Source organism: Oerskovia sp. PE-21s (assembly GCF_056158145.1).
This window is the reverse complement of the sequence record NZ_JBUXJM010000007.1, coordinates 21,884-44,639: the sequence shown is the minus strand read 5'-3', so window position 1 is coordinate 44,639 and position 22,756 is coordinate 21,884. Positions and strand designations below refer to the sequence as shown.

The following is a 22,756-nucleotide window of genomic DNA, read 5'->3' as shown; positions in this document are numbered from 1 at the left end:
TGCGGCGCGGCGTCCGACCGTGGTCCCTCGGACCGTGGTCCGATGTGCGCCGCGCGGCGGGTCCCTAGACTCCGGGGGTGGAGACCACCGCCCGACCCGTGCTGCGATCTCGCGTGTGGCCGATCGCGGGCGGCCTCGTGGGCGCCCTCGTCCTCGTGCTCGCGACCCTCGGCGTCGACCGCCCGGTGACGGCCCTCGTCGTCCTCCTGGTGGCGACCGCCGTGACTGCGGGAGTCCTGGCGTGGGCCCTCGTCCGGTCCCGGCGCGAACGCCGCGCGTACGAGGAGGACCTGACGGGCTGGGCAGCGGAACGGGCCGCGCAGGCCGAGCGCCTGCGCATCGCCCGCGACCTGCACGACCTCGCCTCGCACGGCCTGGGCCTCATCACGGTGCGCGCGGCGTCGGCGCGCACCGTCCCGGGGCCCGACGGCGATGCCGAGCGCGCGCAGGCTCTCGCCGACATCGAGCGCGCCGGGCGGGACGCGACCACGGAGCTGCGCAGGATGCTCGCCGTCCTGCGCAGCCCGGGAGACGGCGCCCCCTTGCGCCCCGCAGAGACGCTCGACGACCTCCCGCAGATCGTCGAGAGCGCGCGGACGGCGGGCCTGGACGTCACGCTCGACACCGAGGACGTCACGGTGTCGGCAGGTGTGGGGCTCGGCATCTGCTCGGTCGTCCGTGAGGCGCTCGCGAACGTCCTGCGGCATGCGGGCCCGACGAGGGTCCGGGTCGTCCTCTCCCGTGGCTCCACGGGGCTGCGGCTGGTCGTCGAGGACGACGGACCTGCCCCCGGATGGGCGCCCCGTCCGGGGGCAGGAGTGGGGCTCGTCGGCCTGCGCGAGCGGGTCGTGGCGCTCGGCGGCTCGCTCGCCTCGGGCCCCTGCGGGCGCGGTTTTCGGGTGGAGGCCGCGCTGCCAGGCGGGCGGTCGTGACGACGTCGGGGCCCGCGGCCTCGGGGGCGCCCGTGCGGGTGCTGGTCGTGGACGACGAGCCGCTGATCCGCCACAGCCTGCGGCTCGTGGTCGACGGCGCGGACGACCTCCAGGTGGTGGGCGAGGCGGACTCGGGCGAGGCCGCGGTGGCGGTCGCCCGGCGGACCCGGCCCGACGTCGTCCTCATGGACGTGAGGATGCCCGGTGGCGACGGGATCGACGCCACGCGCCGGATCGTGGCCGACCCGGTCCTCACCGGGACGCGCGTCCTCGTGCTCAGCATGTTCGAGCTCGACGGGTACGTCCACGGAGCCCTGCGCGCGGGGGCGAGCGGCTTCCTGCTCAAGGACGCGGAGCCCGCGAGCCTCGTCGACGCCGTACGGCGTACGCACGCGGGCGAGTCGCTGTTCGCCCCGGCCATCCTGACCCGGATCGTCGGGCACTACCTGGACGGCGGGCCGTCGCGCGAACCGGTGAAGCCCCAGGCCCTCACGAGCCGGGAGGTCGAGGTGCTCGCGCTCGTGGGGAGGGGGCTGTCCAACCAGGAGATCGCGCAGCGGCTGACGATCTCGATGGGCACGGTCAAGACCCACGTCGGCAACCTGCTCGCCAAGCTGGCCGCTCGTGACCGGGCCCAGCTCGTCATCGCGGCGTTCGACCACGGCCTCGTGACCGCCGAGCGCCCCTCGCCGGCCGGCCGACCCGCCCGACCCGGCCGCGCGTAACCCCGGACCGCGCCTCTGGTCAGGGGCTCGCGACCGGGCCCGGGTCCGGACGGGACACGGGTGGCTCGGCCTGCGCGGGCGCTGCGGGCTCGGTGGGGCCAACGGGCTCAGCGGGGTCGGTGGCCGCCCGCGCGGGGGCCGTCCCCGCGGGCATCCTGCGTCCCAGCCGGACGAGCTGGACCACGGCCCCGACGAACAGCACCACGAGCGCGACGTTGCGGACGGCCGCGAGCAGGACGATCCACGGCGTGCCGATCATGAACTCCCAGTACGCGACCGGGTAGAGCACCTGGGTCAGCGCCGCGGTGCCCAGGACAGCGAGCGCGGGCGGGGACCACACCGATCGTGCGCCGGGTCCGGCGAGCGCGATCGCCACGGCGACCGGCGGCCCGATCCACGCGACGAACTGCGGCGACCCCACCTTGTTGAACACGATGAGGCTCAGGAGCAGCGCCGTCACCGCGAGGAGGAAGACGTCGGTGCGGACCTCGGGTCGGCGGCGGACGGCCCACCACGAGATCGCGGCGATCGACAGGACCGCCAGGGGCAGCAGCACGTCGAGGAGCCGCCCGGTGGTGCGGGCGCCCGGGCCGAGGATCTCGAGCGTGCGGATGTCCGGGTTCATCCAGACCCGCCACTGCGGGTCGATCAGCCGCAAGAGGCTGAACGGCGTCGCGAACACCGACTCCGACTGGAGGCCGCGCGCGTCCTGGGTGCCGAACACCCCGAGGACGCGTGACCCCGCGCCCCCGGCGAGCGCGAGCGCGACGACCACGAGGCTCACGACCGCGCCGGGCAGGATCACGGTGCGCCACGGGCGCTTCGCGGTCGTCAGGAGCGCCACGACCACGGCCCCGGGCGCGATCTTGACCCAGGCGCCGAACGTCGCGATCGCGGTCGCGACGGCGGGGCGCCGGACGGCGACCGCGAGTGCGACGACCAGCAGCGCCCCGGCCACGCCGTCGAGGCGCCCCAGGAAGATGGGGCCGAGGGCGACGAGGAACGCCAGCCACCACCAGGCCGCGATGCGGCCGCGGCCCGGCAGCCGGGCGAGGAACCAGAGCGCGACCGCGTCGAGCACGACGACCAGGGCCAGGAACTGCGCGTAGTAGGCCTCGAACGACGTCCCGACGAACGCGGGGGCGGCGACCGGCAGCAGGGCCCCCACGGGGTACACCCAGTCGTAGTCGAGCACGGGCCAGATCCCGCGGTCCCAGCCTGCGCGGGCCCAGTACCAGTAGAGCTGCACGTCGCCCGAGATCCGGTATCCCCAGGTCAGCGCGTCGACGACCAGCCAGGCGTGCACGAGCACGAAGCCCGCGACCAGGGCCCAGGGGGAGCGCAGCGTCCAGGCGAGGAACCGGCGTCCGGTCGACGTGGGCCGGGCGGCGGTGGTCTCGGGCACGGGCTCATCGTCGCACGACGGCGCCACGCACGGCGGGCGAACGACGCCCGGTGGACGCGTGCGCCGTCGGGCACGAAGAAGCGGCCCGCCCGGGCGGAGAGGAGGCCCGGGCGGGCCGCTGGTCGCGCGGTGAGGCAGCACCGCGCGACGCGAGGAGGAACGACTCAGGCGCGCAGGATCAGCGCGTCCCCCTGACCGCCGCCGCCGCACAGCGCGGCGGCGCCCACGCCGCCTCCGCGGCGCTGGAGGGCGAGGGCCAGGTGCAGGGCAAGGCGGGCGCCCGAGGCGCCGACGGGGTGGCCCAGGGCGATCGCGCCGCCGTCGGCGTTGACGACCGCAGGGTCGATCCCCAGGTCCTCGACCGACTGGAGCGCGACGGCCGCGAAGGCCTCGTTGATCTCGACGAGGTCGAGCTCGTGGGCCTTCATGCCCTCGCGCTCGAGCGCACGGGTGATCGCGCGGGCGGGCTGGGAGTGCAGCGAGTTGTCGGGGCCCGCGACCTGGCCGGCGGACCCGATCTCGGCGAGCCAGGTGAGGCCGCGCGAGACCGCGAAGGCCTTGCTGACGACCACGACGGCCGCGGCGCCGTCGGACAGCGGGGACGACGAGCCCGCCGTGATGGTGCCGTCCTGCACGAACGCGGGACGCAGCCCGGCGAGTGCCTCGACCGTGGTGCCGGGGCGGATGCCCTCGTCCTCGGCGACGACGACGGGCTCGCCCTTGCGCTGCGGGACCGTGACGGGCGCGATCTCCTCGGCCAGCCGCCCCTCGGCGCGGGCCGCGGCGGCGAGGGCGTGCGAGCGGGCCGCGTACTCGTCCTGGACCTCGCGGCCGATGCCGCGCGTCGTGCAGCCGCGGTCGGTGGCCTCGCCCATGATCTGGCCGTCGAACGGGTCGCGCAGGCCGTCGTGCGTGAGCGAGTCCGCCATGGTCACGTCGCCGAACGCGAAGCCCTTGCGCGAGCCCAGCACGAGGTGCGGCGCGTTCGTCATGGACTCCTGGCCGCCCGCGACGACGACCGACGCCTCACCCGTGCGGATCAGGCGCGCCGCGTCGATGATCGCGGTCAGGCCCGACAGGCACAGCTTGTTGATCGTGACCGTCGGGACGTCCCACCCGATGCCTGCCGCGATCGCGGCCTGGCGGGCCGGGCCCTGACCTCCGCCCGCCTGGATGACCTGACCCATGATCACGGCGTCGACGTCGGTGGCCTCGACCCCGGCGGCGTCGAGCGCGCCGCGGATCGCGTGCGCGCCCAGCTCGTTCGCCGACAGGGACGCGAGCGCACCCTGGAAGCGCGTGAAGGGCGTGCGCGCGCCGTGCAGGAGGACGGGAACGTGGGCGTCGTTGCTCATGGGGTGCTCCGAGGGGGAAGGGGACCCGGCGCCGTGCTTGTCAGGTGAACGAGGAGGTCCGGTACGGCGCCGGGTGGACGGTGGTGCCGGCCGACGACCGGCCGACGGAGGGTGCGGCGCTCCCGGTACGGGGGAGCGCCGCCGGTGAGGGGCTACACGAACGCGGAGACGCCCGTGATGTCGCGGCCCACGATGAGGGCCTGGACGCTCTCCGTGCCCTCGTACGTGTGCAGGGCCTCGACGTCCGCGAAGTGCCGCGCGACGCGGTTCGCGAGCAGGATGCCGTTGCCGCCGAGCATGTCGCGTGCGCTCGCGGCGATCTCGCGGGCACCGCGCGTGCACGTGTACTTGGCGATCGACGCCTGGGGGCCGCTCAGCGTGCCCGCCTCGTCGAGGCGCGTCATCTGCGCCACGAGGAGCTGCATCTGGGTGAGGGTCGAGAGCATGCGGGTCAGGCGCTCCTGGACCATCTGGTTCGCGGCGAGCGGGCGCCCGAACTGCACGCGCTGCTTGGCGTAGGCGACGGCCGTCTCGTAGCAGGCGGTCGCGTGCCCGACGGCGGACCAGGCCACCCCGAGGCGCGTCGCCTGGAGCACGCGGCCGGTGTCCTTGAACGACCGCCCGCCCGGGAGCACGGCCGAGGCGGGGACGAACACGTCGGTCAGGACGATGTGGGCCTGCCAGATCGCGCGCAGCGAGACCTTGCCCTCGATGGTCGTGGCCGCGTACCCCGGGGTGTCCTGGGGGACGAGGAAGCCGTGCACCTGGTTGTCGCCGTCGTCGCCGACCAGTCGCGCCCACAGCACCGTGATGTCACCGCACGACCCGAAGCCGATCCACTTCTTCTCGCCGTCGATCACATAGCCCTCGACGCCGTCGCGGGTCTCGCGGCGGGCCGTCGTCTCGAGCGAGACGGAGTCCGAGCCGTGCGTGGGCTCGGTCAGCGCGAACGCGCCGAGCTTCTCACCGCGTGCGAGCGGGCCGAGCCACTGCGCCTTCTGCTCGTCCGACCCGAGGAGCTGGATCGAGCGCAGGGCGAGCCCGCCCTGGACGCCGCAGATGGTCGCGACCGACCCGTCGCCGCGCGACATCTCCATCTCGGCGAGGCCGGCGCCCATGAGGCTGATCGAGGGGGAGCCGGGGACGTCGACGCCGTCGCGCAGGAAGTCGAGCTCGCCCATGCGCTTGGCCAGGCCGAACGGCACCTCGGCGCGCTCCCAGTACCCGTCGATCACGGGCAGGACCTCGTCCTGGACGAACGTGCGGACCCGCTGCTGCAGCTCGCGGTCGGCGGGCGTCGCGTCCGCGAACGCGTCGGCGTAGTCGATGTCGAGGGGCTGCGAGAGGTCGTAGTCCGGCTCGGTCACGTTGCGGCGGACGGGGTTCTCGATCGTCATGGGTGTGCTCCCGGGCTCGGGCCGGACGTCGGTGTCGGGCGATGGTCCCATGGTGCGTGATATTGCGTCTCACGTCAAGAGACGGGGTATCAATTGGTGTTTCGGCAGGACAAGAGGTGATTCCTGGTACATGCTTACCGCTATCGACATCCGTCGCGAGATGGACAGATGTCGCACGTTCCCGTCAGGGAGCGGCGGTCGATGTCGATCGCACATTTCGGAGGCATGGGGGCTTCGGCAGAGATGACAGTTCCAGGGGGCGGCGGAAGCGCTTTCGCCGGACAGGACGACAACGCAGCCGCTCGGCGCGAGGCCGGGCGACGCGCACGCGATGCGTTCCGCGACGGGGTGCAGAAGCAACTCCCGGCACGCGAGAACCCGCACACGAGCGCGAGGGCCGCGGGCACGCACGACCTGATCGGACCAGCGTCACGTCGCGCTGCGCCCCCGTGGGGCCCCGCACGTCCGTCGAGGGCACGAGCCCTCCAGGCCTGACCTGTCCGTCCTCGGGGCGCTCCTCGACCGTCCGCGGTCAGCACCGCACCTACCGCTGCGCTCTCGCGCGCCCAATTGTCCGGAAGGCACTGCACGTCGACGTGCTCGCTGCCTCCCGGCGTTCATGAAGATCATCCAACGAAGGAGCGACAGATGAACACGAAGAAGATCCGACGTCCCGGTCACAGCCTCAAGGCCCGCCTGGCCGCCACGGCCCTCGCGGTCGGGCTGTTCGCGTCGGGCGGGGTCGCGGCGGCGACGTCGGCGTCTGCGGCCGTCGGCAACTGCCCGGTGGGCTACGCCTGTGCCTGGGGTGACACCGCGCACCAAACCGCAGGCAACGGGGCCGCGCTCATCAGCTTCTTCCAGTGCCAGAAGGACTTCGCGTGGGTGAACTACGCGGGCACGAGCATCAACGCAGGCGCCACGGCCTCGTCGGTCGCGAACCGGGGCCAGCACCAGAACGTCACGTTCTACATGGGAGCCGGCTATACCGGTTCGTCGTTCACCCTCGCTCCGGGCGAGTTCGACTCCAGCCTGGCCAACACCGTGGGCCAGGCGCCCGGTGGGTTCGACAACAGCATCCGGTCGGGCAAGTTCGCCAGCGCCTCGACCTCCTGCGTGTGAAGCACCGTGCCCGCGCAGCGCTCACGCGCTGCGCGGGCACGGCACCGGTTTGTGATCGACTTCGACAGGAGATAATCGTGAGTTCCCGCCCCGCTGGTCGTGCCGTTGTCCTCGTCATGGTCGCGCTGAGCCTCGCCGCCTGCGAGTCGTCGGTCGGCGCGGCGGATCCGGGGGTGGTGAGAGCCTCGGCGTCGGACCGGGCGACCTGGAGGCTCCCGCTCGACGAGTACCGAGTCGACGACGCGTACAACTACGCTCTCGGTGTTCTCGCCGAGTCCTGCATGCGGACGGAGGGCTACGAGTACTCGCGCCCGGAGATCGACGTCAGGGCAGCCTCGGAGACGGTGTCGGGTGCGGGGCGCAACCTGTTCACCACCGAGACCGCTGCGCAGTGGGGATACAGCGGTGCCCCGGACCCGAACGCGAAGGTGCTGGCCGCAGCCGACGCCGAGTCCGGCACCTGGGGGCCCGAGCAGTCCGAGGTGTTCTCGGGATGCCTCGAAGCCGCACACGCGGAGCTGCAGATTCCGGACAACAACACCTTCCTGTCCGGTCTGGCCCTGTCCGCGTGGAACGGTGCGACGCGTGACCCCGCTGTCCTCGACGCGGCGGAGGACTGGGTGGCGTGCATGGCGCCTCTCGGGATCCCCGACCTGCCGCCGTCGCCAGTGACCGGCGAGGGGGTCCCGACACGGAGCATGAGCGCGGCCTTCGGTCTCGTGGCGGACGGCCGATCGGACGACGCCAGGACTCCCGAGCAGGAAGCCGAGGAGGTCAAGGTCGCCGGGTTCGACGCGGAGTGCCGGGAGACGTCGGGCTTCTCCGAAGCGCTGTACCAGGCTGAGTGGACCCGTCAGGTCAGCTTGGTCGAGCAGAACGGCCCGGCCCTCGCCACGTTGCTCGAGGCCAAGGTCGCCTACGAGCAGCGCGGCGCCGACATCTTCCGTGAGGCCGGGCTGGAGTGAGCGTCGACGTGGTCGCGCGGTAGGGGTCCTTCACGGCGTCGTCGCTCGTGAGAGGGCCGTGACGCATTCTCAGCCCTGCGCGGCCGCGATGTTGACGAGCCAGCTCACACCGAACCGGTCGACGCACATGCCGAACGCGTCGCCCCACGGTGCGACCTCGAGCGGCACGGTCACGGTGCCGCTCGACGACAGCTCGTCCCAGTAGCCGCGCAGCTCGCCGTCGTCTTCCTGCTCCCCGCTGAGCGACACCGAGATGCTGGAGCCCGGCGAGTACTCCATGGAGCTCGGGGTGTCGGCGGCCATGAGGACCAGGCCGTTCGGCGCCTCGAGCTGGGAGTGCATGATCTTGTCGGCGTCGGCGGGGTCGTCGGCCGCCTGGAAGTCGGCGAACGTGCTGATGGTCAGCTCGCCGCCGAACACGTCTCGGTAGAACTCGATCGCCGCACGGGCGTCGTCCCGGAAGTTCAGGTACGGGTTGAGTCGAGTCGTCATGGTGTCGCCTTCTCCGTCGCGGTCGGACGTGGTGCGCCCCGCGCGAGCAGGGGCGCACCTTCGAGTATCCGCCCGGCCCACCGGGGCGCAAGAGGTGGCGTCAGGCCTGCCCGGTGGTGGGCGCGGCGGGGGAGGCGCCCGCGAGGAGCAGGGCCTTCGAGCGCCGGTCGATGCGCCACCACACGAAGAAGCCCACGAGCGTGAACGCCCCGTAGAACACGTACATGAACGCCGACGCGTAGAAGCCCGCGTCGACCAGCAGGGGCACGCCCACGATGTCGACGGCGACCCAGATCAGCCAGAACTCGACCCAGCCCTTGGCCATGCCGTACGTCGCGAGCAGCGAGCCCATGAAGATCCACGCGTCGGCCCACACGGGCTCGTACGACTCCAGCGCGCGGAAGATCGGGGTCAGGAGCGCTGTCCCGGCCACGAGCGCGACGACCAGGAAGGCGCGCTGGCGCCACGAGGCCCAGCGCGGCACGACCGCCACGCCGTGGCTGTCGGCGTCCGCCTCCCCGAGACGGTCGCGCGTCCGGCGCCACTGCACCCACCCGTACACCGACACGACGACGAACATGACCTGGCGCCCGGCCTGGCCGAGCAGGTTGACGGGGTTGGGCGTCGCGAAGACGGCCCCGAGGAACACCGTGAGCAGCAGGAGGTTCCCGACGATCCCCACCGGCCACGCCCAGATCTTGCGGCGCATGCCGCCGAGCGCGGACGCGAGCCCGAACCCGTTGCCCACGATCTCGCGCCACAGCAGGTGCTGGTCGCCGATCGTGAGCTGCGCGTCGAAGAGCGCGTGGATCAGGTCCATGGGGTGTTTCCTCGTCGTCCCGGGCACGTCGGCTCCGGGGTGAGGGCGGGCGGCGGGCCGGTCCGCCCGTTCCCGGGCTGCCCGACGGCGTCGCTCACCACGGCCAGGCCGGTCCCGCTGGTCGGGGGCGGGCTCGACCGATCGTCTGCCCGGCCCGGCCGGGACGGCCGTGCCGCACGTGCTTCCTCCCATCCGGACTTTCACCGTCGGTCCTGGAGTTCCACCAGGTCAACCGCGCGTGGGCGCGGGTCGCGGACTGTCACCGCCGGCTCGGAATTGCACCGACCCGGAGCACGTTCGTGCGTACTGCTTGCTGTGTGCTGCAACCTCTGATGCTACTCGCGCATTCCCGGGCCCGTCAGGGCGCCCAGGGCTCGTCCCGACGTGTTCAGGCGAGCGCGTCGCGGACCGCGCGGGCGACCTCGTCGGGGTCGGCGTCGCCGTCGAGCACGGTCACGACGACTCTGCGGCCCGACGCGTCACCCGACCGCGCGAGGGCGTCCCCCGAGCCGCGCGCAGGCGACGTGGGTGCGGGGGCGGGTTCCGTCGTCGGGCCGGCGGGGTTGCGGGCCGCGCGGCGCAGGTCCGCGAACGCCTCCTCGAGCTCGGGGCGCAGGTCCTGGTCCGGGTCGCGCAGCCAGCGGCGCAGGATCGCGTTGTGCACCGCGACGACCGACGCCGCGAACGCGACCGACGCGGTCGAGTTGCGGGTGTCCGCGGGCAGCGAGTCGCGCAGGTAGGACGTGAACGCGCGCTCGTAGCGGTGCGTCGTCACGAGCTCGCGGTCGCGCAGCGCGGGCACGTCCTGCAGCAGGCGGTGCCGCGCGACCGACGTCTCGCGCTGGCCCACGTGGTGGTCGAACACGAGCCGCGCGGCCTTGCACACCTCGACGTACGGGTCGACGTTCTCGAGCTCCTCGGGGGTCACCCCGCGCGCCGCGGGACGGGTCTCCCCGAGGAGGACCACGACGGCGTCGAGCAGCAGCTCGTGGTCCGCGAAGACCACGTCCTCCTTGGATCGGAAACGGCGGAAGAACGTGGCCCGGCTGATCTGTGCGGCGTCGGCGATGTCCTCGACGGTCGTCTGCTCGTAGCCCTTGCGGGTGAACAGCTCGATCGCCGCGTCCACCGCCTGCGCGTGCGTGTTGCTTCGTGCGGCACTCATGGACGGGACGCTACACGGCGTGCGCGGCCGGGGAGGAGCGACGAGGGACGGTGGGCGCGCTGCGTTCGTCAGGTGGTCCCCGGTCGGTCGCCGCGCGGGGGGCCCGACGGCGTCGCTACAGTGACGAGAGAGGCGGCGGCAGGCGGGGACGACCGGGAGGCGACGCGCATGACGGACGGCGACGAGGCCGGGACGGGCGACGAGGGACGCACCCCGGGCGGCGACGGTGCGGCGCGCTCGTGGAAGAGCGTCGACCACCACGCCCAGCGGGACGCCCTCAGCGACCGGTTCGCGCGCGGCGGCCCGGCCGACTTCCTCTACGGGGCCGTGGTGTCGGGGTTCATGCTCGCGGTCTCCAGCACGCACGACGCGTCGAGCGACTTCGTGATCCTCGCGGTCGCGGGCGTGCTCGTCGGGTACTGGGCCGCGCACGTGTACGTGTCCGCGATCGGTGGCCGTTTTCGCGACTCCGAGCACACCATCGCCGAGCGGCTGAGGCTCGCGTCGTCGGAAGAGGTGTGGGTGCTGATCGGCGGGGTGCCGGCGCTCGCGGTCTTCCTGGTGGGCAGGGTGTTCGGGCTCGGGGTCACGGACTCCGCGTTGATCGCGCTCTGGTTCACCGTGCTGATGCTGGGGGTGGTCGGTCACCTTGCGGCGCACCGGGCCGGTGTGCGCGGCTGGGCGCTGACCGTGGAGACCGTGGTCGCCGGGGCGTTCGGGCTGCTCATCATCGGGCTGAAGACGCTGCTCCACTGAGGTGCACCGAGCTACGGGTCTACCTCGGCGGGTGGTACGCCGTCTGATCCTCCACCGGTGCGCGGCGGAAGTCGCCCGCGCCGTTGACGACCTGACCTCGGCGCAGCGTGATGCCCGCCGCGCGCCCGGCCCCCTTGAGCAGGGCGCCGCGCGAGGCGACGTCGGGGGCGTCGCCCGGCTGACCGCCTTCGAGCGTGCAGGCGCGGGCCTCGATCGGTCCGAGGACCTGGCAGCTGTCGCCGTACGTGCCCGGCCCGAGCAGGAGCGCCATGCGGTACCGGCCGTCGGCACCGACGTGCAGTTCCTGGCCATCGGCCACGAGGGTGCAGCCGCCCGGGCCGAGCGTCGTGCGGGCCCCTACCCGGACCGAGGCGCCGTTCGTCGCGCTGATCCGGGTGCCGGGGTGAAGCACGGCTCCCTCGCTCACGGTCACGCTCGACGCGCCGTCGCACTCCACGACGACCGTCGGGTGGAGCACGACCCCGGGAGCGAAGCGGGCTCGCGCCGAGACCCACACGGCGTCCGGGGCGGGGACGACGACGCCGATCTCGGCGAGAGCCTCGACCCCCGCGCGGTCGAGGAAGGAGACACGGAGCGGACGCTCGTCCGGGATGCTGGTCACGACGAGGACCTTTCCACAGGTCGCGCCGTGGGTGTGCGTGACCCCGTCGAGCAGACAGGGCGGCAGCTAGCCCTTGGTCCGCACCAGCTCCCCGCACGCGAGCTCGACCGCGAGCGTGTTCCCGGGCGGCGCGAGCGGGCACGCCCAGGCCGGGTCGTACGCGCACGACGGGTTGTACGCGAAGTTGAGGTCGACGACCAGGGGAGCGTCGCCGTCGGGCCCCGGACGGGACGACGCGGACCCCAGGTCCGCGCCCTTGATCGTGTCCAGCAGGTAGCGACCGCCGCCGTACGTCGCGGTCGACCGGTCCTTGACCGGCACGAACAGCCCGCCGCCGTACGAGCGCAGCGCCCACACGTCGAGCGACCCCAGGCCCGGGAGGTTGAGGCGCCCGACGCGCTCGAACGGCACCACGCCGTCGGTGCCCGTGGGGACGTCGAGGCGGGCGGCGTCGGGGGTGCCGCGCGCGGGGTCGGGCACGAGCGGCACCTCGAAGCGCATCGCGGCGTCGTACGGGCCGACCGGAACCCCGGTGAAGGTGGGCCGGTCCGCGGGCAGGATCGGCGACGCCGGGTGCTCGGCCAGCAGGGCGTCGCGCGACGCCACCCAGTACTCGTGCGCCGCTGCGGGGTCCTCGACGGCCAGGTCGCGGACGTGCGCGTACAGGTGCTGGACGCGGCGGCGCCAGTCGACGACGTGCAGCTCGGTGATCATCTGGCCAGGGTGCCAGCCGGGACGTCCACCGGCACCTCGTCAGGCGCGGGGGCCTGTCGGGGTCGAGGCGTCCGCCTCGTCGTGATGGTCCGCTCGCGTCAGGTCACGCACGTAGGTCTGCGAGTCGCGTCGTAGCAGGGCGTGCTCGACCGGGTCTCCCCGAGGGACCCAGCCGTGCCGCTCGTAGAGGCTGACCGCGCCGACGTTGTCCGTCAGGACGTGAAGCACGGCGCGAGAGTAGCCCTGTCGAGCGAGCAGACCGGTGACGTCCCGGAGAAGCCGGCGGCCGAGGCCCGCACCCTGGGCGCGGGGATCGATCGCGAGCAGGCCGAGCACCGGGGCCCCGGGTGGGTCGCTCGCCAGTCCGCTGCCCGGACGCGTCCCCACGGCGAACCCGACGACGTCGCCCACGCCGTCCGTCGCGACCGTCCACGCGACGCTCTGGTCGAACTTCCCGCGGGCGCGAGCAGCGACGCCCTCGACTCGGCGCCCGTCGCGGGCGGCACTCGCCTCGATCCACACCCCCAGGCACTGCTCGACGTCGTCCTGGCGCCCAGGACGCAGCTCGAAGAGGTCGGGTGCTGTGGTCACGGAACGAACATACTGGAGCCCGAGCGGACGAGCGCCGAGCCTGCGCCAGGGTCAGGGGGCGTGCTCTCGGAGGCCGCTCAGTGGTGCAGCCGGTAGAACCGGAAGAAGCTGAACCCCACGACCGGCAGCACCTCGACGCGCTCGAACCCCGCGTCGAGCGCGTACCGCTCGAGCGTCGCGGGTCGCATGACCGTGCCCGTGCCGACTGACGGGGACGACGACAGGCCGTCCGGCAGGCACACGAACTGGCTGAACCCGTACATGAGCCGTTCGACCTCGTCGCCCGGCGCGACGAACTCGTCGGCGACGGCCTCGTCCATGACCACCACGGCGCCGTCGGGCAGGACGGCCCGCCGGACCGCCGACAGGACCTCGACGGGGCGCGGCATGTCGTGCGTGCACTCGAACGCGAACGCCGCGTCGAGCAGCACGTCCGCGGGCAGGGTCGCCGCGTCCGCGACGTGGAAAGCCACCCGGTCCGCGACGCCCGCGGCCTGCGCGTTCGCGCGAGCCATGTCGACCGACGGGGCGTCGAGGTCGTACCCGTCGAGCCGCGCCTGCGGGTAGGCGCGGGCGAGCGCGACCGTCGACCACCCCGCCCCGCACCCCACGTCCGCGACCCGGGCATCAGGTCGGGACAGGATCGCGTGCAGGTCCGGGACGCGGCCGAGCGCGCCCGCGAGCTCGCGCTCGAACCACGGGCGGTTCAGGTCGGCCTGCGCCTCGCGCGCGTCGGCGCCGAGCCGACCCCACGACACCCCGCCGCCGTCGCGGTACGCGTCGAGGAGCTCGTCGAACGTGCGCCCCACGGCCGCGAACAGGCGGGGCAGCGGCGCCAGGTACGCGAGGCTGTGCTCGTCCGTCAGCACCTCGGCGGGCCCCGCCTGCAGGGCGTAGCGCCGTGCGGCGCCGTCCGGCGTGCCCGACGCCGGAGCGTCGTCCCCGGGTCCACGTGCGTCGGGCGCCGCGACCGTGAGGATCCCCGCGACCGCCTGACCCTCCAGCCACTCGCGCGCATAGCGCTCCTGCGTGCCCGTCCTGGCGGCCAGCTCGGCCGAGGTCGCGGGGCCGTCGGCCGCGAGCGCCCGGTACCAGCCCAGCCGGTCGCCGAGGTACACCGAGAAGACGTCGAGGGCGCCGAGGGACGACGCGAACAACCGCTCGGCGAACTCCTCGGCTCCCGGACCCTCGCCCGTCGGGCCACCGGGGCCACCTGGGCTGCCGGGACCGCCGACCGGGACCTGCGGTGTCGTGGACATGGGCTGCTCCGTCCGTCGAGGACGCGGCGCTCGCGGTCGTCGTCGACGCGCGGACGCACGGACCACCTCCAGCGTAAATCCGTTGTGCCCCCGTGGGAGCATGCACAGCATGCTGGTCACCCTCACGACGACCGCCGGTGCGCCGGCCGGGTCCGTCGAGCACGGAGCCCTTCTGGACGCGACCGACCTCGGGTCTAGCGTCAGGACGGGCGTGACCTCGAGGTCACGCCCGTCCTGACGGGTGTCGCCGGTCAGCCCAGCGTCGAGAACGAGCTCAGCGCGAGCGCCGAGAACAGCGCGATGGCCACGAGGACCGAGCCGGCGACGAGCCAGCCGTTCGCCCGCTCGGACGGGTCGGACGACGCACCGGGGCGACGTTCCTGCGGGCGGGGCGCTCCGCCGTCGGGCCGTGAGGTGGGGGAGGAGCCCGCAGGGCGAGCCGACGAGCGCGCGCGGCGGGCCGTCGTGTCGTGGCCGCGGAGTGCGACGCGGATCGGCGTCGAGGTCGTGACCTGCGTGGTCATGGCTTCCTCCCCAGGAAAAGTTGGCCGCCCTCGCTGTCGCGGGGCGTGCTACCAGTCTCTTCGGGGAGGCGGTGCGGGCACATCGGCCCTCCGACCCATCCTCGGCGGGGGCCTCGTCCTCCCGGAGGATGACGGGCGCCCGTCGGATGGGGGACATCCCTTCCGGGAGGCCCCTGAGCCGGGGCGCAGGGTCAGCGCGGGGCGTTGCGCTGGTGGTCGATGCGCTGCAGGTAGCGGATCTCGCGGAAGCCTACCGCGACGGCGACGAGCAGCGGGAACCAGGCCCACGTGCGGCCGCGGAGCAGCGAGAACAGGCTCACGAGCCCCACGACGACGCAACCGAGCACGGTCAGCAGGCTCGCCCAGCGGATGGTCTTCATGCGGTCCTCGGCTTCTCGGTGCGGCTCGCTGGGGCGGGGGGTGGGGCAGGGGAGGGCGAGGAGGGCGCGAGCACGACGCCCTCGATGCTGCGGACCGCCATGCGCAGCGCGTCGCTGCGCGACGTGCAGTCCTCGGTCATGACCGACCAGGCATTGAACAGGGTCCACCACAGCGTGCGCTGGTCCCACGAGATCGTGAGGGTCGGGTCGAACACGCCATCTCGTTGCCCGCGCTCGAACAGGTCGCGGACGGGTGCCTCGGCGGTGTCGCTCTTGCGCCAGAACTCCGCGTCGTCGGCGAGCAGCGGGTCGGCGAACAGCAGCATGTACCAGGGACCGAGGTCGAAGTACTCGACGACGAGGCGGCGCAGGGCGGCTGCGGGGCCGCCGTCGTCGAGCCGCGCGGCGCGGATCGCGGCGCGCGTGCGGTCGAGGGCCTCGTCGCCGACGGCGCGCATGAGGTCGGCGCGCTCGGGGAAGTAGCGGTGCAGCGTGCTGCGACCGACCTGCGCGGCCTGGGCGACCTCTCCGAGGGAAGCCGCCGGGTTCGCGCTGAACACGGAGACCGCGGCGTCGAGGATCGCGCGCCGCGTCCGGGCGCGCGCGCCCGTGGCGGGGGCGTCGGGCGCAGCGCCGGTGCTCGCCTCGCCCCGTACGGCGGCGGTGTCGCTTGCTGTCACGTGCTCAGCGTAGCCGTGACCCGATGGGACGGCTCTTGTCTAAAATGGGACACCCGTGTTCCACTGGATCATGGCCGACACCGACCCCGCGCCGACGACCCCACCGCACCTCCCGACAGCCCAGGCGACCGAACCCACACAGGACGAGCCGACGGAACCCAAGGGCCCGCTCCTGCCGCGTCTCAAGATCCTCTGGACGTTCGTCACCCCTCACCGCAGGACGCTCGCGGCGGGACTCGCGCTGGGGCTCGGCACCACGGCCGCGAGCCTCGCGACCCCCATGGTCACCAAGTCGGTCCTCGACACCCTGGGCACCGGCGCCTCGCTCGTCCCCGCGGTGAGCCTGCTGGTCGGCCTGCTCGTCGTGGGCCTGGTCCTGGGCATGTGGCAGTGGATCCTGCTGGGTGCGCTCGCCGAGCGCGTCGTGCTCGACGCCCGCACCTCGATGGTCCGCCGCTTCTTCCGGGCCAAGGTCGGTGCGCTCGGGTCACGGCCCACGGGCGAGCTCGTCACACGGGTCACGTCGGACACGGTCCTGCTGCGCGAGGCCGCGTCGTCGAGCATCGTGAGCCTCGTCAACGGTGTCGTGAGCCTGGTCGGCACGGTCGTCCTCATGGCCGTGCTCGACATGGTCCTCCTCGGGACGACGCTCGCCGCGATCGTCGTCATCGGCGTCCTCGTCGGGGTCCTCATGCCCCGGATCGCCAAGGCCCAGGAGCAGGCGCAGGAGTCGCTCGGCAGGCTCGGCGGCGTCCTCGAGGGTGGCCTGCGGGCCCTGCGGACCATCAAGGCGAGCCGCGCCGAGGAACGGCAGATCGACCGTGTCGTGGCCGACGCCCAGGACTCCGCGCGCTACAACCTCAAGGCGGTGCGCACCGGGGCCGTCGCGTGGACCATCGCGGGCGGCGGCATCCAGCTCGCGATCATCGTGATCCTCGCGCTCGGGGCGTGGCGCGTCGACCAGGGGCTCCTCGCGGTCTCGAGCCTCGTCGCGTTCCTGCTCTACGCGTTCCAGATCGTCGACCCCGTCACGACCCTCACGCAGAACGTCACCGAGCTCCAGGCCGGCATCGCGGCCGCGGGCCGCATCCGCGAGGTCGAGGCCATCGAGACGGAGGAGCCCGAGCGCACCTCCGGTGCACCCGGGCGAGACGCCGCGGGGAGCCGCGCGCCGTCGTCGGGCACCGTGACCTCGCTGCCCGACGACGCCGCGCACCATCCCGCGCGCCTCGCCGACGCGGAGGGCGAGCCGCCCGTGCTCGCGTTCCGCGACGTCGCCGCGCGCTACCTGCCGGGCGGCGAGCCCGTCGTGCGCGACCTGACGTTCGAGGTGCCGCGACGGGGGCAGGTCGCGATCGTCGGGCCGTCGGGTGCCGGGAAGACCACGACCTTCTCGCTGCTCCTGCGCTTCCTCCAGCCCGAGTCCGGGACCCTGCTGCTCGACGGCCGCCCGTACTCGGACTACACGTTCGACGAGGTGCGCTCGCGCATCGCGTACGTCGAGCAGGAGACGCCCGTCGTGCCCGGCACGATCCGCGAGAACCTCCGGCTCTCCGACCCCGACGCGACCGAGGACGCCATGTGGGACGCGCTCGCCAAGGTGCGCCTCGACGCCAAGGTGCGCTCGCTCGCCGACGGGCTCGACACGTCGCTCGTCGGGACCACGGTGTCCGGCGGGGAGCGACAGCGCGTCGCCCTCGCCCGCGCGGTGCTGCACGCGCCCGAGGTCCTGCTGCTCGACGAGGCCACGGCCCAGGTCGACGGTCTCACCGAGGCCGCGGTCCACGCCGTGATCGAGGACCTGTCGCGTGACCGTGCCGTCGTGACGATCGCGCACCGGCTCTCGACCGTGATCGACGCCGACCAGATCCTCGTCATGGAGGACGGGCGCGTGCGAGCGCGCGGCACGCACGCCGAGCTCCTCGCGGCGGACGACCTGTACCGCGACCTCGTGGCCGCGCTGCGGATCTCGACCGAGGCATCCGCGGGGGTCGAGGTGCGCTGAGGCCCGTCGCGCTCAGCCGAGCTGCGCGAGGCCCTCGGTCGCGATCTTCTCGAACGTCGCCTGGTCGGCCGCGAACTGCGAGTCGGCGATGGGCCAGTGCAGGACGACCTCCGTGATCCCCTGCTCACGGTAGGCGGCCGCGGTCCGGGCGAACGCGTCGACCGAGTCGAGCGGCCGGTCCGGGGTGAAGCCCGTCAGGAGGATGCGCTCGATGCTGCGGGGGTCGCGCCCGGCCTCCGTGCACGTCGCCTCGAGGCGGGCCACCTGGGTACCTACGGCGGCGCGCGACGCGGCCGGCGTCCCGTCCTCGCCGACGGCCGCGTCGCCCGTCGTGACCCACGCCTGCCCGTAGCGGGCGGCCAGCCGCAGCCCGCGGGGCCCGGTCGCGGCGATCGCGAACGGGATGCGCGGCTCCTGGACGGGGCCGGGGATCGTGCGCGCCTCGTGCGCGCGGTAGTGGCCCTCGTCGTGCGTGACGACGGGCTCGGTCAGGAGGCGGTCGAGCAGCGCGGTGAAGTCCCGCAGCCGGTCCGCCCGCTCGCGCGCCGACCATCCCTCGCCCCCCAGGACGGTCGCGTCGAAGCCCGTGGTCCCCGCGCCGAGCCCGAGCGTGACGCGCCCGTCCGACAGGTCGTCGAGAGTCATGAGGTCCTTGGCGAGCGTCACGGGCTCGCGGAAGTTCGGCGAGGTGACGAGGGTCCCGAGGCGCAGGCGCTCGGTGACCCCGGCGGCCGCCGCGAGCGTGGGCAGCGCACCGAACCACGGGCCGTCGCGGAAGGTGCGCCACGACAGGTGGTCGTACGTGTAGGCCGCGTGGAACCCCAGGTCCTCCGCGCGGCGCCAGACGTCACGCCCCTCGGACCAGCGGTAGATCGGCAGGATCACGGTGCTCAGTCGCATGGTCCGACCCTACGTGCCCGTGGTCCGCCCGGCCCGGCCCGGCCCGGCCCGGCCCGGCCCGGCTCGAACCGGACCGCGGACCTGTGATGTGCTGGTAGCAGTCCCGCTCACGCACCACCGGAGGTCCCCCATGGCTGTCGTCGTCAACGTCTCGCACCGCTACCCGCGCACCGGCTCGCGCGCCGAACAGCTCGCCGTCGTCCGGGGCGACTGGCCCGTGCCCGAGGTCGACAACCCGGAGGCGTTCGCCGACTCCGACGACGCGCAGGAGCTCCTGGACGCGGCGGACGTGCTGATCGCCGCGGCGGGCAACGAGGTCGTCGACGTCCAGCGCATCACCGGGCTGCAGGTCGACGAGGGTGGGCACGTGCGGTTCGAGACGGTCGACGAGCCGGTGCTCGTGGGGATGATCGGGCAGCGCCTGCGGGCGGGGGCGGCGTGGGAGCCGGGAGAGAGCTGGCCCGTGAAGCTCGCCGACGCCGCAGGGGCCGTGAGCGAGTACCTCGAGCTCGTCGGCGAGCCGGCTCCGGGGGAGGGTGAACCGCTGCCTGCCGACGCACCGGAGGTCGTCGGTGCGGGGGCTCCCGCGGGCGAGGTCTCCGCCGAGCTCGAGCTCGGCGGGTTCCGCCTGGCCCTGGGCGCCGACGGACACCTGGTCGTCACGGCTCCGGCGGGTCGTTCGGTGACCGTGCTCGCCGCGCACGAGGGCTGAGCCGGGGCGTGCGGGAGCGCGACCACGGCACCCCGGGGGACGTGGCAAGGTGGAGGCCATGACGATCGACCTCCGCATCTTCACCGAGCCCCAGCAGGGCGCCACCTATGACGACATCCTCGCGGTCGCGCGAGCGACGGAAGAGCTCGACTTCGACGCGTTCTTCCGCTCGGACCACTACCTCGTCATGGGGGACGGCGACGGGCTGCCCGGCCCGACCGACGCCTGGACGACGCTCGCCGGCCTGGCCCGCGAGACGAGCCGCATCAGGCTGGGCACGCTCGTGTCCTCGGCGACGTTCCGGCACCCGGGCGTCCTCGCGATCCAGGTCGCGCAGGTCGACCAGATGTCGGGCGGCCGCGTCGAGCTGGGCCTGGGCGCGGGCTGGTTCCCGCAGGAGCACTCGGCGTACGGCATCCCGTTCCCGGCCAAGCGGTTCGGGATCCTCGAGGAGCAGCTCGCCGTGATCACCGGGCTCTGGGAGACCCCCGTGGGGGCCACGTTCGACTTCGCGGGCGAGCACTACACGCTCACGGACTCTCCGGCGCTGCCCAAGCCCGCGCAGTCCCGCGTCCCGGTCATCGTGGGCGGTCACGGTCCCCGCCGCACCCCGGCGCTCGCTGCGCGCTACGCGACCGAGTTCAACGTCGCGTTCCCCGACCCGGGGGTGCTGGGCGACCGCATCGAGAACGTCCGCGTGGTCTGCCAGGACGCGGGCCGCGACCCCGACGACCTGATCTACTCGGCGGCGTTCGTGGTGTGCGTGGGCAAGGACGAGGCCGAGTTCCGGCGTCGCGCCGAGGCGATCGGCCGTGATCCCGAGGAGCTGCGCACGAACGGCATCGCGGGCACGCCGGCCGAGGCCGCGGACAAGCTCGCGGCCGCGAGCGAGCAGGGCGCGACGCGCTTCTACCTGCAGGTCCTGGACCTCGCGGACCTGGATCACCTCGAGCTGATCGCGCGCGAGGTCAAGCCGCAGCTGAGCTGACCCAGCCCTCCCGCCCGACGGCGGAGCGCGCCTTCCTCCCGAGGGTGCGCTCCGCCGTCGGGCGTCCTGGGGGGCGGGGACGTGGGACGGGGGTGTCCACGACGTACCGGCCGGTAACGGGGGCTGCTTGCTCGGCAGTACCCTTCCCTTCGGCACTTCACCAAAACTTCACGAACGGAGCCCCCCATGGCAGCACTCGGCTGGAAGATCCACGGAGACGGGAAGCGCGTCGAACCCGGCGCCGTGGTCAGCACCGACGAGCGCCTGAGCTGGCCCCGCACGATCGGGATCGGCATGCAGCACGTCGTCGCGATGTTCGGCGCGACGTTCCTCGTCCCGCTCCTGACCGGCTTCTCGCCCGCGACGACGCTGTTCTTCTCCGCGATCGGGACCATCGGGTTCCTGCTCATCACGCGCAACCGGCTCCCCAGCTACCTCGGGTCGAGCTTCGCGTTCATCGCTCCCATCACCGCCGCGACCGCCTCCGGGGGGCAGTCGGTCGCCGTCGGCGGGATCCTGGTGACCGGCGTCGTGCTCGCGCTCATCGGCGTCGTCGTGCACTTCGCCGGGCCGCGCTGGATCGACCTCACGATGCCGCCCATCGTGACCGGCACGATCGTCGCACTCATCGGCCTGAACCTCGCGCCCGCGGCGTGGAACAACTTCCAGCAGTTCCCCGTCACGGCCGTCATCACGCTGGCCGCGATCATCCTCATCACGGTGCTCTTCAAGGGCATCGTCGGGCGCCTCGCGATCCTGCTCGGCGTGATCGTCGGGTACGTCGTCGCGACGATCCGCAGCGAGGTCGACTTCGCACCCGTCGCCAAGGCGGCCTGGCTCGGCCTGCCCGAGTTCGTGACCCCCACGTTCGACGTCGCGGTGCTCGGCCTGTTCGTCCCGGTCGTGCTCGTGCTCGTCGCGGAGAACGTGGGCCACGTGAAGTCCGTCGCGGCCATGACGGGCAAGAACCTCGACGACCTCACGGGCCGCGCCCTGTTCGCCGACGGCCTCGCGACGACGTTCGCGGGCATCGGCGGAGGCTCGGGCACCACGACGTACGCCGAGAACATCGGCGTCATGGCCGCCACGCGCGTCTACTCGACCGCGGCCTACTAGGTCGCGGGCGCCACGGCCCTGGTGCTGAGCATGTCGCCCAAGTTCGGGGCGCTCATCGCGACCATCCCCGCGGGCGTCCTGGGCGGCGCGACGACCATGCTCTACGGCATGATCGGCATCCTCGGTGCGCGCATCTGGGTGCAGAACAAGGTCGACTTCTCCGACCCGGTCAACCTCACCACGGCCGCTGTCCCGCTCGTCGTCGGCATCGCGAACTTCACGTGGGTCATCGGCGACGTGACGTTCGAGGGCATCGCCCTGGGCACGGCGTCGGCGCTCGTGATCTACCACGTCATGCGCAACATCGCCCGGTGGCGCGGGACCTCGCAGGAGCCCGCGAGCCCGGCGTCGGTGCCGGGCGGCACGGAGATGGCGGAGCGCTGACCGTGCTGTCGGACCCGGGGTCGGTCAGGCAACCCCTGACCGGCCTCGGGTTCGGCCCGCGGGCCGTGTCTAGAGCTTGAGCCCCAGCACGTAGCCCTCGTCGGTCGGGACGCGTTCGAGACCCAGGTGCTCGTAGAAGCCGATCGCCGCGGTGTTCGTCTCCGAGACACCCAGGTGGACCCCCTGGACACCGCGCTCCCGCAGGGCGTCGAAGAGCACCTCGAGCAGGCGCCGCCCGTTGCCGCCGCCCTGGGCTGCGGGCAGCAGGTCGATGTGGAGATGCGCGGGGAAGAGGTCGACCACCGCACGGTCCGCCGTCGACGGGGCGTGCATGGCGCGCACCAGGCCGGCGTCGTCCGTGTCCGGGACAAGTGTGTCCAGCGGATAGCGGGCCCGCAGGGCCGGCCACCAGTCGCGCTCGCAGCGTTCCTCGAACGCCGCCGTGTCCCTGGTACCGACGACGTATCCGAGCGCGCCGGACCCGTCGTCGACCACGAACGCGAGGTCCGGCTCGAACGCCAGGTAGGCACCGAGGTAGATCTCGCCGAGCAACCGGGGGTCGCGATACCTCTCCGTGGCGTCGCCGCCGTCGGCACCCGTCCGCAGGCAGATGTCGTACAGACGCTCGACCTCGCGAGGATCGGTGGTGCGAGCAGGGCGGATCGGGAGGGAGACCATCGTGTGCCGGACCGTTCGAGAGCAGGGAGGAGGAGACGCCGCGCCCAGACAGTAGCCGCGAACCCGGCG

The 22,756-nt window shown here is 73.3% G+C and carries 23 protein-coding genes, 1 pseudogene and 1 riboswitch; of the genes and pseudogenes, 9 read left to right on the top strand and 15 right to left on the bottom strand.

Annotation, left to right across the window (positions count from 1 at the left end):
• The first annotated feature begins 77 nt into the window (after window positions 1-77).
• Entirely contained in the window at window positions 78-932 is an 855-nt protein-coding gene (locus tag ACZDYF_RS14100; protein WP_475058081.1) for a sensor histidine kinase, read from the top strand.
• Window positions 929-1,657, top strand: a complete 729-nt coding sequence (locus tag ACZDYF_RS14095) for a response regulator (RefSeq protein ID WP_475058078.1) — start codon at window positions 929-931, stop codon at window positions 1,655-1,657. The genes ACZDYF_RS14100 and ACZDYF_RS14095 overlap by 4 nt, the downstream gene beginning before the upstream one ends.
• 19 nt (window positions 1,658-1,676) lie before the next feature.
• On the opposite strand, the gene ACZDYF_RS14090 is transcribed toward ACZDYF_RS14095, so the two are convergent.
• The 3 genes from ACZDYF_RS14090 to ACZDYF_RS14080 all read right to left on the bottom strand — a co-directional run bounded on the left by ACZDYF_RS14090 (window position 1,677) and on the right by ACZDYF_RS14080 (window position 5,814).
• Window positions 1,677-3,062 carry a glycosyltransferase 87 family protein gene (locus ACZDYF_RS14090; protein ID WP_475058075.1) on the bottom strand — a complete coding sequence of 462 codons (1,386 nt, stop codon included), beginning with the start codon at window positions 3,060-3,062 and terminating at the stop codon, window positions 1,677-1,679.
• A 164-nt stretch (window positions 3,063-3,226) separates the two neighbouring features.
• Entirely contained in the window at window positions 3,227-4,417 is a 1,191-nt protein-coding gene (locus tag ACZDYF_RS14085) for an acetyl-CoA C-acyltransferase (RefSeq protein WP_475058070.1), read from the bottom strand.
• A gap of 152 nt (window positions 4,418-4,569) precedes the next feature.
• Window positions 4,570-5,814 carry an acyl-CoA dehydrogenase family protein gene (locus ACZDYF_RS14080; protein WP_475058843.1) on the bottom strand — a complete coding sequence of 415 codons (1,245 nt, stop codon included), beginning with the start codon at window positions 5,812-5,814 and terminating at the stop codon, window positions 4,570-4,572.
• Window positions 5,815-6,462: 648 nt separating this feature from the next.
• Here ACZDYF_RS14080 and ACZDYF_RS14075 point away from each other — a divergent pair.
• A complete protein-coding gene (locus tag ACZDYF_RS14075; protein WP_475058066.1) occupies window positions 6,463-6,936 on the top strand; it encodes a peptidase inhibitor family I36 protein in 474 nt (157 codons plus the stop codon).
• Window positions 6,937-7,013: 77 nt separating this feature from the next.
• Window positions 7,014-7,901, top strand: a complete 888-nt coding sequence (locus ACZDYF_RS14070) for a hypothetical protein (protein WP_475058061.1) — start codon at window positions 7,014-7,016, stop codon at window positions 7,899-7,901.
• A 69-nt stretch (window positions 7,902-7,970) separates the two neighbouring features.
• Here ACZDYF_RS14070 and ACZDYF_RS14065 read toward each other — a convergent pair whose 3' ends face one another.
• From ACZDYF_RS14065 to ACZDYF_RS14055, 3 genes are all read right to left on the bottom strand, one after another.
• Window positions 7,971-8,393 (bottom strand): VOC family protein, encoded by a 423-nt coding sequence (locus ACZDYF_RS14065; RefSeq protein WP_475058058.1) that lies wholly within the window; start codon window positions 8,391-8,393, stop codon window positions 7,971-7,973.
• 100 nt (window positions 8,394-8,493) lie between these two features.
• A complete protein-coding gene (gene pnuC, locus ACZDYF_RS14060) occupies window positions 8,494-9,213 on the bottom strand; it encodes a nicotinamide riboside transporter PnuC (RefSeq protein WP_475058055.1) in 720 nt (239 codons plus the stop codon).
• Window positions 9,214-9,388: 175 nt separating this feature from the next.
• Window positions 9,389-9,511: riboswitch (FMN riboswitch) on the bottom strand.
• A 90-nt stretch (window positions 9,512-9,601) separates the two neighbouring features.
• On the bottom strand, window positions 9,602-10,378 hold the full coding sequence (locus ACZDYF_RS14055; protein WP_475058050.1) for a TetR/AcrR family transcriptional regulator: 777 nt from the start codon (window positions 10,376-10,378) through the stop codon (window positions 9,602-9,604).
• A gap of 168 nt (window positions 10,379-10,546) precedes the next feature.
• Between ACZDYF_RS14055 and ACZDYF_RS14050 the strand changes: the two genes are divergently transcribed.
• The gene (locus tag ACZDYF_RS14050) at window positions 10,547-11,134 is read left to right on the top strand and encodes a hypothetical protein (protein ID WP_475058045.1); all 588 of its coding nucleotides are present in this window, start codon (window positions 10,547-10,549) and stop codon (window positions 11,132-11,134) included.
• A 19-nt stretch (window positions 11,135-11,153) separates the two neighbouring features.
• On the opposite strand, the gene ACZDYF_RS14045 is transcribed toward ACZDYF_RS14050, so the two are convergent.
• The 7 genes from ACZDYF_RS14045 to ACZDYF_RS14015 form a co-directional block, all read right to left on the bottom strand.
• Window positions 11,154-11,756 carry a hypothetical protein gene (locus tag ACZDYF_RS14045; protein ID WP_475058041.1) on the bottom strand — a complete coding sequence of 201 codons (603 nt, stop codon included), beginning with the start codon at window positions 11,754-11,756 and terminating at the stop codon, window positions 11,154-11,156.
• Window positions 11,757-11,822: 66 nt separating this feature from the next.
• Window positions 11,823-12,470, bottom strand: a complete 648-nt coding sequence (locus tag ACZDYF_RS14040) for a DUF1684 domain-containing protein (RefSeq protein WP_475058035.1) — start codon at window positions 12,468-12,470, stop codon at window positions 11,823-11,825.
• A 39-nt stretch (window positions 12,471-12,509) separates the two neighbouring features.
• Window positions 12,510-13,061, bottom strand: coding sequence for an N-acetyltransferase family protein (locus tag ACZDYF_RS14035; RefSeq protein ID WP_475058032.1), 552 nt, complete (start codon window positions 13,059-13,061; stop codon window positions 12,510-12,512).
• Between the two features lie 77 nt (window positions 13,062-13,138).
• Entirely contained in the window at window positions 13,139-14,320 is a 1,182-nt protein-coding gene (locus ACZDYF_RS14030) for a class I SAM-dependent methyltransferase (protein WP_475058026.1), read from the bottom strand.
• A gap of 251 nt (window positions 14,321-14,571) precedes the next feature.
• Window positions 14,572-14,844 carry a hypothetical protein gene (locus ACZDYF_RS14025; RefSeq protein ID WP_191789665.1) on the bottom strand — a complete coding sequence of 91 codons (273 nt, stop codon included), beginning with the start codon at window positions 14,842-14,844 and terminating at the stop codon, window positions 14,572-14,574.
• Between the two features lie 191 nt (window positions 14,845-15,035).
• Entirely contained in the window at window positions 15,036-15,224 is a 189-nt protein-coding gene (locus ACZDYF_RS14020) for a hypothetical protein (RefSeq protein WP_191789664.1), read from the bottom strand.
• Entirely contained in the window at window positions 15,221-15,904 is a 684-nt protein-coding gene (locus ACZDYF_RS14015; protein WP_318243659.1) for a TetR/AcrR family transcriptional regulator, read from the bottom strand. The genes ACZDYF_RS14020 and ACZDYF_RS14015 overlap by 4 nt, the downstream gene beginning before the upstream one ends.
• A 55-nt stretch (window positions 15,905-15,959) precedes the next feature.
• On the opposite strand from ACZDYF_RS14015, the gene ACZDYF_RS14010 reads away from it, so the two are divergent.
• The gene (locus ACZDYF_RS14010) at window positions 15,960-17,909 is read left to right on the top strand and encodes an ABC transporter ATP-binding protein (protein WP_475058018.1); all 1,950 of its coding nucleotides are present in this window, start codon (window positions 15,960-15,962) and stop codon (window positions 17,907-17,909) included.
• Window positions 17,910-17,921: 12 nt separating this feature from the next.
• Here ACZDYF_RS14010 and ACZDYF_RS14005 read toward each other — a convergent pair whose 3' ends face one another.
• Complete coding sequence (locus ACZDYF_RS14005) at window positions 17,922-18,809, bottom strand: LLM class flavin-dependent oxidoreductase (RefSeq protein WP_475058015.1); 888 nt, start codon at window positions 18,807-18,809, stop codon at window positions 17,922-17,924.
• Window positions 18,810-18,939: 130 nt separating this feature from the next.
• On the opposite strand from ACZDYF_RS14005, the gene ACZDYF_RS14000 reads away from it, so the two are divergent.
• The 3 genes and pseudogenes from ACZDYF_RS14000 to ACZDYF_RS13990 all read left to right on the top strand — a co-directional run bounded on the left by ACZDYF_RS14000 (window position 18,940) and on the right by ACZDYF_RS13990 (window position 22,009).
• On the top strand, window positions 18,940-19,521 hold the full coding sequence (locus ACZDYF_RS14000; RefSeq protein WP_191789662.1) for a hypothetical protein: 582 nt from the start codon (window positions 18,940-18,942) through the stop codon (window positions 19,519-19,521).
• A 64-nt stretch (window positions 19,522-19,585) separates the two neighbouring features.
• On the top strand, window positions 19,586-20,509 hold the full coding sequence (locus tag ACZDYF_RS13995) for an LLM class F420-dependent oxidoreductase (RefSeq protein ID WP_191789768.1): 924 nt from the start codon (window positions 19,586-19,588) through the stop codon (window positions 20,507-20,509).
• A gap of 186 nt (window positions 20,510-20,695) precedes the next feature.
• A pseudogene (locus ACZDYF_RS13990) lies at window positions 20,696-22,009 on the top strand (uracil-xanthine permease family protein).
• 69 nt (window positions 22,010-22,078) lie between these two features.
• On the opposite strand, the gene ACZDYF_RS13985 reads toward ACZDYF_RS13990, so the two are convergent.
• Window positions 22,079-22,687: a GNAT family N-acetyltransferase gene (locus ACZDYF_RS13985; RefSeq protein ID WP_400273909.1), complete on the bottom strand. Its 609-nt coding sequence runs from the start codon at window positions 22,685-22,687 to the stop codon at window positions 22,079-22,081.
• Between the last annotated feature and the right edge of the window lie 69 nt (window positions 22,688-22,756).

Coding starts and splice junctions, on each gene's coding strand:
- ACZDYF_RS14085 (WP_475058070.1), bottom strand. CDS start 4,417: ATGAGCAACGACGCCCACGTTCCCGTCCTCCTGCACGGCGCGCGCACG.
- ACZDYF_RS14080 (WP_475058843.1), bottom strand. CDS start 5,814: ATGACGATCGAGAACCCCGTCCGCCGCAACGTGACCGAGCCGGACTAC.
- ACZDYF_RS14075 (WP_475058066.1), top strand. CDS start 6,463: ATGAACACGAAGAAGATCCGACGTCCCGGTCACAGCCTCAAGGCCCGC.
- ACZDYF_RS14065 (WP_475058058.1), bottom strand. CDS start 8,393: ATGACGACTCGACTCAACCCGTACCTGAACTTCCGGGACGACGCCCGT.
- pnuC (WP_475058055.1), bottom strand. CDS start 9,213: ATGGACCTGATCCACGCGCTCTTCGACGCGCAGCTCACGATCGGCGAC.
- ACZDYF_RS14055 (WP_475058050.1), bottom strand. CDS start 10,378: ATGAGTGCCGCACGAAGCAACACGCACGCGCAGGCGGTGGACGCGGCG.
- ACZDYF_RS14050 (WP_475058045.1), top strand. CDS start 10,547: ATGACGGACGGCGACGAGGCCGGGACGGGCGACGAGGGACGCACCCCG.
- ACZDYF_RS14040 (WP_475058035.1), bottom strand. CDS start 12,470: ATGATCACCGAGCTGCACGTCGTCGACTGGCGCCGCCGCGTCCAGCAC.
- ACZDYF_RS14030 (WP_475058026.1), bottom strand. CDS start 14,320: ATGTCCACGACACCGCAGGTCCCGGTCGGCGGTCCCGGCAGCCCAGGT.
- ACZDYF_RS14025 (WP_191789665.1), bottom strand. CDS start 14,844: ATGACCACGCAGGTCACGACCTCGACGCCGATCCGCGTCGCACTCCGC.
- ACZDYF_RS14020 (WP_191789664.1), bottom strand. CDS start 15,224: ATGAAGACCATCCGCTGGGCGAGCCTGCTGACCGTGCTCGGTTGCGTC.
- ACZDYF_RS14005 (WP_475058015.1), bottom strand. CDS start 18,809: ATGCGACTGAGCACCGTGATCCTGCCGATCTACCGCTGGTCCGAGGGG.
- ACZDYF_RS14000 (WP_191789662.1), top strand. CDS start 18,940: ATGGCTGTCGTCGTCAACGTCTCGCACCGCTACCCGCGCACCGGCTCG.
- ACZDYF_RS13985 (WP_400273909.1), bottom strand. CDS start 22,687: ATGGTCTCCCTCCCGATCCGCCCTGCTCGCACCACCGATCCTCGCGAG.